Annotated in this window: 1 protein-coding gene; it reads right to left on the bottom strand. The window is 73.4% G+C overall.

What is annotated here, in order from left to right:
• Positions 1–119: 119 nt before the first annotated feature.
• Complete coding sequence (locus tag Q4V64_RS36835; RefSeq protein ID WP_303713811.1) at positions 120–14,903, bottom strand: non-ribosomal peptide synthetase; 14,784 nt, start codon at positions 14,901–14,903, stop codon at positions 120–122.
• Between the last annotated feature and the right edge of the window lies 1 nt (position 14,904).

The raw sequence follows: 14,904 nt of genomic DNA, 5'->3' as shown, positions 1-14,904 counted from the left end.
CGAACGGCAGATCCCGCGCGGCCGGCGCCGGCCCGGTCCGTGCAGCAGGACGGCCCGGCGCCGTCCGCACGGATGGCGGACGACGCCGGGCCCTGGGGGTGTTCCGCGGGGCAGCCCGGTCAGCCCTGGGGGCCGCGCAGCCTCTGCTGGAGGGCACGGCCGACCTCGGCGACCGGTCCGGCCTGGAGCAGCTGCCGGTGTTCGCAGTCGATCTCCTGGACCTCAACGGTCCCGGTGACGAAGCGCTGGAGCTTGGCGACCGAGCGCTCGGTCTTCGCGGCGGGGCCGTCCTCGTCGTGGGTGGCGACGAAGAGCAGGACGTCTCCGTCGAACACGTCCGGTTCGTGGCCGATGGTCAGGGACCAGTTGTTGTTGTTGACCTCCCCGACCCGCAGGATCTGCGCGTCGTCGAAGGTGGCGAGCGCGCTGCCCTCCTCGCGCAGCACCTCCATGACCTTGTCGTGCTCGAGCGGGGCGTCCCCGAACATCCCGGGGTCGCGCCCCACGAAGTCGAGGAGGGCCGCGAAGACCTTCTGGTCGTCGGCGGCGACGTACTCACCGTCCAGTTCCTCGGCGGTCACGGGCACCTGGTCGAGGTTGGCGAGCAGTGCGACCTCATTGCCCTGCCGCTGGAGCCGTACCGCCACCTCGTGGGCGAGGATCGAGCCCATGGACCAGCCGAGCAGGTGGTACGGGCCGGTGGGCTGGACCTCGCGGATCCGCTCGACGTAGTCGTCCGCCATCTCCCCCATGGAGCGGGGCAGTTGCTCCTTCCTGGCCAGGCCCCTGGCCTGGATGCCGTAGATCGGGCGGTCGCCGTCGATGTACCGCATGAGACCGGAGTACATCCAGCTGACGCCGCCGACCGGGTGCAGGCAGAACAGCGGGGGCGCCGACCCGCCGGCCCGCAGTTCGAGGACCACCTCGAAGGAGTCGTCCCGCTGGCCGCCGGCGCTCATCAGGTCCATCAGTGCCGCCACCGTGGGAGCCTGGAAGACCGCCCGGTTGGACAGTTCGACCCCGAAGACGGAGCGGATCCGGCTGGTGAGCTGGATGGAGACGATGCTGTCGCCGCCGAGTTCGAAGAAGTTGTCGTCGATGCCCACCCGGTCCAGCTTGAGGAGTTCGGCCCAGAGCCGGCACAGGAGTTCCTCGCGCGGGTTGCGCGGCCCGCGTCCGCCGGCCTCGGGGCCGAAGTCCGGTGCGGGCAGCGCCTTGCGGTCGACCTTCCCGTTCGCGTTGACGGGCAGGTCGGGCAGGAACACGAACGCGGAGGGGACCATGTAGTCCGGGAGCCGTCGTGCCATCTGGTCCCGCAGCCCCGTGGTGTCGGCTCCGGTCACCGGGACGACGTACGCCACCAGTTTCTTGTCGCCGGGCCGGTCCTCGCGGACGGTCACCAGGGTCCGGGAGACCTGGGGCTGGTCCTGGAGAACGGACTCGATCTCACCGAGTTCGATCCGCAGGCCGCGGATCTTCACCTGGTGGTCGGCCCGCCCGACGAACTCGATCCGCCCCTCGGCGTCCCGCCGCACCACGTCGCCGGTGCGGTACATCCGCTCCCCCACCGCGCCGAACGGGTCGGGGACGAACCGCTCGGCGGTCAGGCCCGGGCGCCGGAAGTAGCCACGGGCCGTGCCGGCGCCCGCCAGGTACAGCTCGCCCGGCACGCCGAGCGGAACGGGCCGGAGCCGGTCGTCCAGGACGTAGGCCCGGGTGTTGTCCATCGGGAGTCCGATCGGGACGCTGCGGCCCGTGCGGTACGGGGCGCGCAGCGGGACGCAGGTGGCGTACACCGTGGTCTCGGTCGGTCCGTAGACATGGACCACCGTGGTGTCCCCGCAGGCGTCGAGCACGCGTTGGAAGGCGGCCGGGGAGACCTGTTCGCCGCCGGTCCAGATCTCGCTGAGCCCGGCGAAGCAGCCAGGGTCCTCCTCGGCGAGGAGGTTGAACAGCGCCGTGGTCATGAAGACCGCGGTGAGCCGCTCCTCATCGGTGAGCCGGCGCAGGCCGCCCGCGTCGAGCTGCCCGGGCGGCGCCACGACGAGCAGCCCGCCGCCCAGCAGGGTGGCCCAGATCTCGTACGTCGACGCGTCGAAGGCGTGCGGCGAGTGCAGCAGCACCCTCTCGTGCCCGCCGCGCCAGCGGGTGTCCGCCGCGAGCGCGACGACGTTGGCGTGCGTGATCCCGATGCCCTTCGGCTCACCCGTCGATCCGGAGGTGTACATGATGTACGCCAACTGGTCCGGGTGTATGTCGAGTTCGAGCGGTCCGGGATCGTATCCGGCGACGGCCGCGGCGTCCCGCTCGGCGTCGACCACGACGACCTCGGCGGTGTGGGTGAACTCCAGCCCGGCCAGGGCGCGATCGGCCAGGAGGACCCGGCAGCCGGTCTCCGCGACGATGAGTTCGAGGCGCGGTACCGGGTAGCGGACGTCGAGCGGGACGTACACCGCGCCCGCCTTCAGGACGGCGAGGGTGGAGACGACCAGGTCGACCGAGCGCTCCTGGAGGATCGCCACCCGGTCGCCGGGGGCGACACCCGCGTCGGCGAGCCGACGGGCCAGCCGGTTCGCGCGGGCGTCCAGTTCGGCGTAGTCGAGCGTCTGGCCCGCGCCGGTGACGGCCGGCGCTCCGGGCGTGGCGGCTGCCCGCGCCGCGAACAGCGAGGCGACGGTGCCCGCGGGAACGTCCCGCGCGGTGTCGTTGCTCTCGTCCAGCAGCGCGTGCTCGTTCGGTGAGAGCAGGTCGATGTCCGCGACGGGACGGCCGGGGTCCGCCACGGCCGCTGCGAGCAGTCGCACCAGGCGGTCGGCGAAGCCCTCGGCCGTGGTGTGGTCGAACAGGGCGGTGCTGTATTCCAGTTGGCCCCCGATGCCCGGCTGTCCGTCGTTGCGGCGTACCTCACCGAAGTTGAACGAGAGGTCGAACTTGGCGATGTCCGCCGAGGTCGGCTGCGGGGCGAGGCTGAGGCCCGGCAGCGCCAGCTCCGCCTCCTCGTTGTTCTCCAGGCTGATCGCCACCTGGAAGAGGGGGTTGCGGGACAGGACCCGGGCCGGGTTGAGCTCCTCGACCAGCCGCTCGAAGGGGATGTCCTGGTGGGTGAAGGCCGCCAGGTCGGTGGCCCGTACGCGGTCGACCAGTTCCCGGAAGTCCGGGGTGCCGGAGAGGTCGGCGCGCAGCACCAGCGTGTTGACGAAGAAGCCCACGAGGTCGTCGAGCGCCTCGTCACCCCGGCCGGCGACCACCGTGCCCAGCGGGATGTCCGTGCCGCCGCCGAGGCGGTGCAGCAGGGCGGCGACCGCGGCGTGCAGCACCATGAACAGGCTCGCGCCGCTCTCCTCGGCCAGCCGGTGCACACCCCGCGCGATCTCGTCGGGGAGGCTCAGCTCGACCTGCCCGCCCCGATTGCCGGACTGGGCCGAACGCGGCCGGTCGGTCGGCAGGTCCAGTTCCTCCGGCAGTCCGGCCAGGGCCGTGCGCCAGTACTCCAGCTGCCGCCCGAAGGGGCTGTCCGGGTCGTGTTCGTCCCCGAGGGTGCGCCGCTGCCACAGCGCGTAGTCCGCGTACTGCACGGGCAGCGGTGCGAAGTCGGGCGCGCGGCCCGCCACCCGGGCCGTGTACGCGCGGCCGAGGTCCCGGGCGAGCGGGGCCAGTGAGGAACCGTCGCCCGCGATGTGGTGCAGCACGAGGACCAGCACGTGCTCGCGCGGTGCCAGACGCAGCAGGTGGGCGCGCAGCGGCAGGTCCGCCGCCAGGTCGAACTCCGTTGCCGCGAGCGTGCCGAGGACGCCGTCCAGCTCCTCCTCGGTCACCGCCCGGACGGGGAGCGGGAAGGTGTACTCGCCCGAGCCGAGGATCCGCTGGCGCGGGGCGCCGCCCTCGGCGGGGAAAACGGTCCGCAGGCTCTCGTGGCGGTCCACCACGTCCGCGAGCGCCGACTCCATCGCCGCGGGGTCCGGTTCGCCGAGCAGCCGCACGGCCAGCTGGATGTTGTACGAACCCGCGGTGTCCTCCACCGAGTCGATGAACCACAGCCTGCGCTGGGCGTGCGAGAGCGGGATCACCGCCGGCCGTTCGGCCGGGGCGAGCCGCTGCCGGGCCGTCTCGGCGTCGGTCAGCCGGTCCTTGAGGGCGGCGACCGAGGGCGCCTCGAAGACGGCACGCACCGGCACCTCCGCCCCGAACGCGCTGCGGATCCGGTTGACCAGACGGGTGGCGAGCAGGGAGTGGCCGCCCAGGTCGAAGAAGCTGTCGTCGATGCCGACCTCGGGTACGCCGAGGATCTCGGCGTAGAGGGCGCACAGGGTCTGCTCCCGCTCGTCGCGCGGGGCGCGTCGCTCGGCGGCACTCCCGTACTCGGGGGCGGGCAGGGCCCTGCGGTCGAGCTTGCCGTTCGCGGTCAGCGGCAGGGCGTCGACGGTGAGCAGTGCCGACGGCACCATGTAGTCGGGCAGTTCGCCGCTCAGGTACTCCCTGAGCTCCGCCGCCCCGACGGGCCCGGTCGGGACCACGTAGCCGGCCAGGCGCTTGTCCCCGGGCCGGTCCTCGCGCACGATCACCGCGGCCTGGGCCACCGCCGGGTGGCGGGCCAGCCGGTCCTCGATCTCGCCGAGTTCGATCCGGAAGCCCCGCAGCTTGACCTGCTCGTCGGCCCGGCCGACGAACTCCACCACACCGTCAGCGGTCCACCGGGCCAGGTCACCGGTGCGGTACATCCTGGTTCCCGACGGGCCGAAGGGGTCCGCCACGAAGCGCCCGGCGGTCGGCGCCGGCTGCCGGGCGTAACCGCGGGCGAGGCCGGCACCCGCGATGTACAGCTCACCCGCGACACCGACCGGTGCCGGGCGCAGGCCGCCGTCCAGGACGTACACGCGCATGTTGTCGAGCGGTCGGCCGATCGGCACCCGGGCGGGTACCGGCTCGGCGGTCGTCATCGCGTGGCTGAGGGCGAACGTGGTCGTCTCGGTGGGCCCGTAGCCGTCGGCCACGACGGTGCCGGGGCAGACCTCCAGGACCCGGCGCACCGCGGCGGCCGGGACCACGTCGCCACCCGTCCAGACCTCGCGCACGCCGGCCAGGGCCCCCGGCGCCTCCTCGGCCACCAGCCGGAACAGACCGGCGGTGAGCCAGAGTCCGGTGATGGCGTGTTCGGTGAGCTCCCGTTCGAGAACCGCCACGGAAAGCTCCCGCGGTGGCGCGACGACAACCGTTCCTCCCTTGAGGAGCGGCACCCAGAGCTCGTAGGTGGAGGCGTCGAAGGCGGTCGGCGAGTGCAGCAGCACCCGCTGGTGGGCGTCGCCCCGCCAGCGCCGGTCCGAGGCCAGTTCGACGACGTCCCGATGGGTGATCTCCACGCCCTTGGGCAGCCCGGTGGAACCGGAGGTGTACATCACGTAGGCGAGCTGGTCCGGGAGGACCGTGACGTCCGGTGCCGCGGCCGGGGCGTCCTCGTGCGCGTCGAGCACCGTGACGCCCAGCTCCCGGGCGCGGTCGGCCAGTTCCGGGTCGGTGACCACGACCGGGGCGCCGGTGTCGTCCAGGACGTGCCGCAGCCGGGCGACCGGGTCGGTGTCCCGCAGCGGCACGTACGCGCCGCCCGCCTTCAGGACGGCGAGGAGCGCCACGGGGAGGTCGGCGGAGCGCTCCATCAGGACGGCCACCGGAGTCTCCGGGCCGACACCGAGCCCGGCCAGCCGGCCGGCGAGACGGTCCGAGCGTTCGTCGAGTTCCCGGTAGTCGAGGGTGACGCCGGCGAAGACGACGGCCGGGGCTTCGGGGGTCCGCCGGGCCTGCGCCCGGAACAGCTCGGGCACGGAGGCCGACGGCACGTCGGCGGCCGTGTCGTTCCACTCCGCCAGCAGGGTGTGCCGCTCGGCGGCGGACAGCAGGTCCAGGGAGTCGGCACGGCGGTCCGGGTCGGTGGCGAACTCCTCCAGGACCGTCCTGAGCCGTCCGCCGATGGCCCGCACCGTCTCGTCGTCGAACAGGTCGGGCCGGTAGTCGATCTTGAGCGAGAGGGTCTGCCCGCCGTCCGAGGCGCCCAGGGCCAGCGGGTAGTGGGTGCCGTCCTGGAGCTGGGCGTCGACGATCCCGATCCCCTCGGCCGTCTGCTCCAGGCTCTCGGAGTCGACCGGGTAGTTGCTGAACTCGGTGGAGGTGTCGAACAGCGCTCCGGTCCCGGTGATCCGCTGGATGTCGGTCAGACCGAGGTACTTGTGCGGCAGGAGGGCGAACTGCTGCTCCTGCAACCGGGTCGCCACGTCGAGCAGTGAGTCGCCACGTGCGGTGCGCACCCGTACGGGCAGGGTGTTGATGAACAGGCCCACCATGGTCTCGACGCCCGGGAGTTCGGCGGGGCGGCCGTTGACCGTCTCGCCGAAGGTCACGTCGTCGCGGCCGGTGAGACCGCACAGCACGAGCCCCCAAGCGGCCTGGACCACGGTGTTCTTGGTGATGCCGTGCCGGCGCGCCCGCGCGGTGAGGGCGGCCGTGGCCTCCGCGGACAGCTCCAGCCGGTGGACGCGGGGCCGCAGCGGCTCACGGGCCGGGTCGGCGGGCGCGACCAGGGTCGGCTCGTCCACGCCGTCCAGCGCCTGGCGCCAGGCCTCTTCGGCGGCGGGGCGGTCCTGGCCGGCGAGCCAGGCCAGATAGTCCTTGTACGGCGTCACCCTGGGCAGCGCCGAGTCGTCGCCGCCGGTCCGGTAGAGCTCGAAGAGCTCGGTGGACAGGACCGGTCCGGACCAGCCGTCGAAGAGGATGTGGTGGCTGGCCAGCATCAGCCGGTGTGCCTTCGCGCCCACCTTCACCAGGGTGAAGCGCAGCAGCGGCGCCTGCCGCGGGTCGAACCGCTCGGCCAGTGCCTCGGCCGTCAGCCGGTCGAGTTCCCGCGTCCGGCGGTCCTCGTCGAAGCCGCTCAGGTCCACCTCGCGCCACGGCAGGTCGACCGTGCGCGGGATGACCTGGAGCGACTGCCCCGCGGCGCCGGGCCGGAAGGCCGCCCGCAGGTTGTCGTGCCGGCGCAGCAGCGCGGCGGCCGCCTCCCGCAGCACGGGGGCGTCCAGCGCGCCGCGCAGGTCGAAGGCGAGGAGCGTGGTGTAGATGTCGGCGCCGCGCTCGTCGTACAGGGCGTGGAAGAGCAGGCCCTCCTGGAGCGGGGACAGGGGCAGGACGTCGGCGACGCCCTGCCGGGCGGATTCGAGGCGGTCGATCTCGTCCTGACCGAGCGTGACCAGCGTGAGGTCGGAGGGGCTCAGCCCGCCCGCGCCCTGAGGCCGCTCGGCGTGCCGGACCAGCGCTTGCAGGGCCCGGAACCAGGTCTGGGCGAGGTCGCGGATGTCGTCGTCCGAGAACAGCTCGCCGGCCCAGATCCAGTGGGCGACCAGACGCGGGCCGTCGGGGTAGGTGACGGCGGTGGCGGTGAGGTCCAGGGCGTGCGGCAGGGCCATGCCGGCCTCGGCCACACCCGAAAGGTCGCGGTTGACCTCCGGCTGCCCGGTGTCGGCGCTCTCGTCGGACTCGCCGAGCCGGCCCAGGTAGTTGAAGCCGATCTGGGGTTGTGCGTAGCGGCCGAGGACCTGGGCGGTCTGCGGGTTGAGGTGGCGCAGCAGGCCGAAGCCGATCCCGTTGTCGGGAACGGCCCGCAGCTGCTCCTTGATCCGCTTGACCGCGCGGCCGATCGCTTCTCCGCCCGACCACATCTCCTCGGACGGCGTCTCTCCGGGGGCGAGGCGCAGCGGGTACAGGCTGGTGAACCAGCCGACCGTGCGGGAGAGGTCCAGACCGTCGGCGATCTCCTCGCGGCCGTGTCCCTCCAGGTCGATGAGGACGTCCGGCCCGGTGCCCCGGCCGGTGCGCTCCCGCCAGTCGGTGACGGCGAGCGCGAGGGCGGTCAGCAGCACGTCGTTGACGCCGGCGTTGAACAGGGCGGGGATGCGTCCGAGCAGGGGCTCGGTGAGCTCCGCCGGGAGCCGCAGGCTCAGCTGGGCGGCCGTGCCGAAGGTGTCCCTGCGCACGTCCAGCGGGCGGGCGGTCAGTGACGGGTCGGGACCGTCGAGGATCTCGCGCCAGAGCGGGAGTTCCCGCATCCGGTCCGGTGCGGCGGCGAGTTCGGTCAGCCGCTGGGCCCAGCCGCGGAAGGAGGTGCCCACGGGTTCCAGTGCGACGGGCCGGCCGGCCATCAGCGCTTCGAGGGCGGACTGCAGGTCGGGCAGCAGGATGCGCCAGGAGACGCCGTCGACGACCAGGTGGTGGGCGACGACGGTGAGCCGCCCCGGGGCCCCCGGCCCCGCGTCGAACCAGACGCAGCGCACCATCGCCCCGGATTCCGGGTTCAGGCGTGCCTGGGCGGCGGAGACCTCCCCGGCCGCGCGGGCGTCGAGTTCCGCCTCGGTCAGGCCGGAGGTGATCAGGGCCGCGGCGTCGACGCGGTGGACACAGTCCTCGGCCCGCACCGCACCGGGCGCGGCGGTCTGGAGCGACCAGCCGAAGTCCTCCGAGATCCGGGCCAGGGTCATCCGCAGCGCGTCGTGATGGTCGAGCACGGCCTGCAGGGCCCCCGTCACCACGGCGAGGTCCGCGCCGGCCGGGACCGGCAGCGACATCGTCTGGTTGAACTGGTCGATGTCGCCACCGCGCTCTCGCACCCAGTGGACGATCGGCGTCAGCGGCACGTCACCGACCCCGTCGGTCACCGGGGCGGCCGGGGCGGACGCGGGAGTCTCCCCGTCCGCCAGGACGGCCGCCGCGAGGGCCTCGGGCGTCCGGTGCGCGAACACATCGCGCGGGCTGAACCGCAGCCCGGCCCGGCGGGCCCGGCTCACCAGTTGGATCGAGCTGATGCTGTCGCCGCCGGCGGCGAAGAAGCTCTCCGCCACGTCGACCCGCTCGATGCCGAGCACCTCGGCGAACAGCTCGCACAGCAGCGTCTCGGTGGGGTTGCGCGGCTGCCGGGACGGCTCGCCGCCGTCGAACTCGGGCGCCGGCAGCGCCTTGCGGTCCACCTTGCCGCTGGGGGTCAGCGGCAGTTGGCCGAGGACCACGTACGCCGCGGGGACCATGTAACCGGGCAGCGCCGTGGCGGTGTGCGCGCGCAGCTCGGCCGGGTCGGCGGTGCGGCCGTCGGCCGGCATCACGTGGGCGACGAGGCGCCGGTCACCCTGGCGGCCCTCGTGGACGCCCACGACGGCGCGGCCGACGTCGGGGTGACCGTTCAGCACCTCCTCGATCTCGCCGAGTTCGATGCGGAAACCGCGCAGCTTCACCTGGAAGTCGGTGCGGCCGAGGTAGTCGACGTGCCCGTCGTCGGTCCAGCGCACCAGGTCGCCGGTGCGGTACATGCGGGAACCGGCGGGCCCGTACGGGTCGGCCACGAACCGCTCGGCGGACAGCGCGGGGCGGCGGTGGTAGCCACGGGTGACACCGGCGCCGGCGATGTAGAGCTCACCGGGCACACCGGGCAGCACCGGGCGCAGCGCCGAGTCGAGTACGTACACCTGGGTGCCCGCGACGGGGCCGCCGATGGTGACCGGGGAGCGGCCGTCGATCTCGGTGCCGGTGGAGTAGACGGTGGTCTCGGTGGGCCCGTACAGGTTGGTCAGGGTGCCGCCGAGCGCGACGAGCCGCTGGGCCAGATCGGCGGCCAGCGCCTCACCAGCGGTCACCTTGTGCAGCCCGCGCAGGGCCTCGGGCACCGCCTCCTCCAGGACGTGCCACAGGCTCGGTGCCGCCTCCATCACGGTCGCGCCGGTCCGGGTGAGCAGCGCGGCCAGCCGGTCCGGGTCCTTGACGGTGTCCGACCCGGCGAGCACCAGGGTGGCACCGGTGATCAGCGGCAGGAAGATCTCCATGACGGAGACGTCGAAGCCGACCGTGGCCACGGCGGCCAGCCGGTCGTCCGGGGTGAGCCGCAGGCGTGCCTGGACCGCCTCCAGCAGGTTCACCATGCCGCCGCCGGGTACGACGACGCCCTTCGGCCGGCCGGTGGAGCCCGAGGTGTAGATGACGTACGCGGCCTGCTCGGGCAGTCTGGTCAGGCCCAGGTCTCCGCCCCCATGGGCGGCGCGTTCCGCGGCGGCCGTCTCCTCCTCGGTGAGGGTGAGGACGGGTGCGGCGTCCTGAAGGACGTAGGCGATCCGGTCCGCCGGGAGCGTGGGGTCGACCGGCACGTAGGCCGCACCGGTCTTGAGGACCGCGAGCAGCGCCACCACCAGGTCGGCGGTGCGGGGCAGCCGGACGGCCACGAACCGCTCGGGGCCCGCGCCGCGTTCGCGCAGCCAGTGGGCCAGCCGGTTGGCGCGGGCGTTGAGTTCGGCGTACGACAGTTCCTGGTCCTCGGCGATCAGGGCGGTGGCCCGCGGTGTCGCGGCCGCCCGTGCCTCGAAGCGCTCCGTCACCGAATCCGCGGTGACCGCGGCGGCGGTGTCGTTCCACTCGACGAGCACCCGGCGCCGCTCGGCGGGGGTGAGCAGGTCCAGTCCGGCGACCGGGCGGGTGGGATGGTCCACGAAGGCGCGCAGCACGGCGAGGAAGCGCTCGGCGATGTCCTGGAGCCGGTCCCGGTCGAGCAGGTCCGGGCGGTAGGACCAGTCCACGGTGAGCCGGTCGCCGCGCTGGGCCGCCAGCAGGGCCAGCGGATAGTGGACGGCGTCCCGGACCTCGGCGTCGACCACGCCGAGCTCCTGGGCGGACTCGCGCAGCGGCTCGGACTCCACGGGGTAGTTCTCGAACACCACCAGGGTGTCGAAGAGGTCACCGGTCCCGGCGAGGCGCTGGATGTCGGCCAGGCCGAGGTACTGGTGCGCCGTCAGCCGCGCCTGGCGCTCCTGGAGCCGCTGGAAGAGCCCGGCGAGCGAGAGGCCGTGGTCGATGTCCATGCGGACCGGGAGCGTGTTGATGAACAGGCCGATCATGCCCTCGACATCCGCGAGCTCCGGCGGGCGGCCGGAGACCGTGGCGCCGAACACGACGTCGTCGCGGCCGGTCAGTGTGGAGAGCACCAGGCCCCAGGCGCCCTGCACCAGGGTGTTGACCGTCAGCCCGTGCTCCCTGGCCGCGGACGTCAGCCCGGCGGCCAGGTCGTCCGGTACGGCCGTGCTGCGGCGTTCGGGGACGGCCAGGGGCCCGCCGGCGCCGGCCGGGGCGATGTGGGTCACCTCGTCGATGCCCTGGAGCGCCTCGCGCCAGGCCTCCTCGGAGGCCGTGCGGTCCTGGGCGGCCAGCCAGCCGAGGTACCGCTTGTACGCGGCGGCGGGCGGCAGCGCGGACTCGTCGCCGCCGCGCCGGTACTGCCCGTACAGGTCGAATAGGTCCCTCACCAGCAGGGGCATCGACCAGCCGTCGACCGCGATGTGGTGGACGGTGAGGACGAAGCGGTGGTTCCGCTCGCCGAGTCGTATCAGGGCGCAGCGCATAAGGGGCGGCCGCTCCAGGTCGAACCGCAGGCCGCGGTCGGCCGTGAGCACCCGCTCCAGCTCCGCCTCCTGCGCGGTCCCGGAGAGGTGGCTCAGGTCGCGTTCGTCCCAGGGGAGTTCGGCGCTGCGGGGAACGACCTGGAGCGGCTTGCCCGCGGCGCCGGTGACGAAGAAGGCGCGCAGGTTGTCGTGGCGGCGCAGCAGGGCGCGGGCGGCCTCGTGCAGGACGGCCGCCTCGACGGGGCCCTTGAGTTCGAGGACCGACTGGATGGTGTAGACGTCGGACTCGGACTCGTCGTACAGCCCGTGGAAGTACAGGCCCTGCTGGAGCGGCGAGAGCGGCAGCACGTCGGCGATCCGGCCGGGGGTCGTCTCCAGCCGGTCGATCTCGGGCTGGGAGACGGTCACCAGGGGCAGGTCCGAGGGGGTGAGGCCGCCGGCGTCCGGGCGGCCCGCGTGCGCGATCAGGGCGTGCAGCGCCTCGAACCACAGCCGGGCGATCTCCCTGACCTCGTCCTCGGCGAGCAGCTCGCCGGACCAGGTCCAGGACGCCACCAGCCGCTGCCCGTCCGGGTGGTCCACGGCCGCGGCGTTGAGCTCCAGGGTGTACGCGAGCGGCATGGTCGCGTCGCCGGCACCCGTGAGATCACGCACCCGTACGGCGTCGGTGTCGGTGTCGGTGTCGGCGGTGCCCATCCGGCCCAGGTAGTTGAAGCCGATCTGCGGCTCCGGCCGGCCGGCCAGCTCGGGTGCCGTGGCCGGGTTGAGGTGGCGCAGCATTCCGTAGCCGATGCCCTTGTCGGGGATGGCCCGCAACTGCTCCTTGACCGTCTTGAACGCGGTGCCGAGAGCCGGCCCACCGGACCACACCTCGTCCGCCGGGGCCGGGCCCGGATCGACGGCGACCGGGTACAGACTGGTGAACCAGCCGACCGTACGGGACAGGTCCACCCCCTCCACGATCTCCTCCCGGCCGTGGCCCTCCAGACCCACCAGCACCGCGCTCCCCTCACCCCGGCCGCGCTCCCGCCGCCACCGGCCCACCGCGAGCGCGAGCGCGGTGAGCATGGCCTCGTCGGGGCCGGCGTGGAAGAGGGCGGGCACCGCGCCGAGGAGCGGCCCGGTCACCGCGGCGGGCAGTGTCACGGTCAGCTGTCGCGCCACGCCGACCACGTCGCGTGCCGGGTCCGTGCGGCGGTCCGCGAGCAGCGGGTCCGGCGTGGCGAGCACCGAGCGCCACAGGTCCAGTTCGGCGACGCGACGCTCGGTCAGGGCCTGCTCCGCCAGCTCCCGCGACCACCGGCGCAGCGACGTGCCGACCGGGTCGAGGCGGATCTCGGTGCCGGAGCGCAGCGCGGTGAACCCGGCCTGAAGGTCCGGCAGCAGGATGCGCCAGGACACTCCGTCGACGGCCAGGTGGTGGACGACCAGGGCCAGTCGGCCCTCGGTGTCCGGTCCCGCGTCGAACCAGACGGCCTGGACCATCCGGCCCTCGTCGGGAGCCAGCCGCTCCACGGCCGCGAGCACCTGCTCCTGCTGCACCTGCTCGGGCGGTTCGCCGCCGCCGGGGGCGACCGCGTGGCGGCGTACGCAGTCCTCGGCGCGTACCGTGCCGCGGGCCGTGACCTCCAGCGTCCAGTCGTTCTCCGGGGTGCGGCCGAGCCGCAGGCGCAGCGCGTCGTGGTGGTCGAGCAGCGCCTGCAGGGCCGCGTGGACCTGGGTCTCGTCGAGGTCGGCCGGGACGGGCACGGTCAGTGTCTGGTTGAAGGCGTCGATCCGGCCGCCCTGGCTCTGCTGCCAGTGCATGATCGGGGTGAGCGGCACCGGGCCGACACCGTCGTCCGGGACGGCCCGCACCGGCCGTACCGCCTGCGCGGCGCCGGCGAGCGCGGCGAGCCGGGCCACCGTACGGTGCTCGAAGATCTCCCGCAGGCTCAGCGCGATGCCCTCCTTGCGGGCGCGGTGGGCCAGCTGGATGGAGCTGATCGAGTCGCCGCCCCGCTCGAAGAAGCTGTCGTGGACGGAGACCGAGTCGACCCCGAGCACCTCGGCGAAGAGCCGGCACAGCAGTGCCTCACGATCGTCCCCGGGCCCCGCGCCCTCGTCCGGAACCGGGACTCGGTCCGGACTCGCGGGTGCGGCGTCCGCCGCGCCGGTCCGCCGCAGCAGCAGGCGCTCCCGGTCGGATCCGGTGAACAGCGGTACGGCGCCGACGCGTTGGTCGGGGTCGGCGGCGAAGGCCGCCAGGACCGCGAGCAGCCGGTCGAGTATCTCGCGTCCGGCGCCCTCGGCGAACAGGTCCGGGCGGTGATCGAGGCGTACCGTCATGCGCTCGCCCCGGACGGTGCCCTCCAGGTTGAGGGCGTAGTGCGTGGCGTCCACGGTGGAGGCACCGACCGCGCCGATGCCCTCGGCGGAGTTCTGCAGCGTGTCGGTGTCGATCGGATAGTTGGCGAAGATCGTGATGGCGTCGAAGAGCTGTCCGCTGCCGTGCAGCTGCTGGATCTCGGCGAGCCCGAGGTGCTTGTGGGCGAGGAGGTCGGCCTGTCCGTCCTGCAGGCGCCGGACCTGCTCGCCGAGGGAGAGCGCGGCATCCAGGCGCAGCCGTACCGGCAGGGTGTTGATGAACAGGCCGACCATCCGCTCGACCCCGGGCAGCTCCGGCGGCCGGCCCGAGACGGTCTCGCCGAAGACGACGTCGTCGCGGCCGGTCAGTGAGCCGAGGACCAGGCCCCAGGCGGCCTGGACGACGCTGTTGAGGGTCAGACCGAGCGAGCGGGCCCGCTCGACCAGCGCGGCCGACAGCCGCGGGTCGACGTCCTCGATCAGGGTCTCGGGCAGGGAGGCGCCCGTGCCGGAGCCCGCCACCAGGGTGGGCTCGACGCCCGCGAGGGCACGCTTCCAGGCGAGTTCGGCCTCGGCCCGGTCCTGTCGGGAGAGCCAGCCCAGGTAGTCCTTGTACGGGGCGACCGGCGGCAGCTCGGCTGTGTCGCCGCCGTTGTTGTAGAGGGCCATCAGCTCGCCGAGCACCAGCGGCATGGACCAGCCGTCGAGCAGGATGTGGTGGGCGGTGAAGACGAACCGGTACTCCTGGTCCGCCAACTTGATCAGGGAGAACCGCAGCGGGGGGCGGGTCAGGTCGAAGCGGCGGGTGCGGTCGGCGTCGAGCAGCCGCTGGAGTTCGGCTTCGCGGTCATCCGCCGGGACGTCGCTGATGTCGGTCTCGGACCAGTCCGGCTCGACCTCGCGCAGAATGGCCTGGACCGGCTCGCCGGACTTGCGGTTGCGGAACGAGGCCCGCAGGTTCTCGTGGCGGCCGAGCACACCGGCCACGGCCCTGCGCAGACCGGCCACGTCCAGCTCGCGCCGCAGGTCGATCGCGAGCTGGATGACGTACACGTCCGCGCCCTGTTCCTCGTACAGGGCGTGGAAGAGCATGCCCTTCTGGAGCGGGGACAGCGGCCAGATGTCGACGAATCCAGGTTTCGCCATT

Origin of the sequence: Streptomyces sp. NL15-2K (assembly GCF_030551255.1) — a bacterium.
GTDB lineage: Bacteria > Actinomycetota > Actinomycetes > Streptomycetales > Streptomycetaceae > Streptomyces.
Note: the sequence above shows the minus strand (reverse complement) of the source record. Positions and strands in the feature narration are given on the sequence as shown.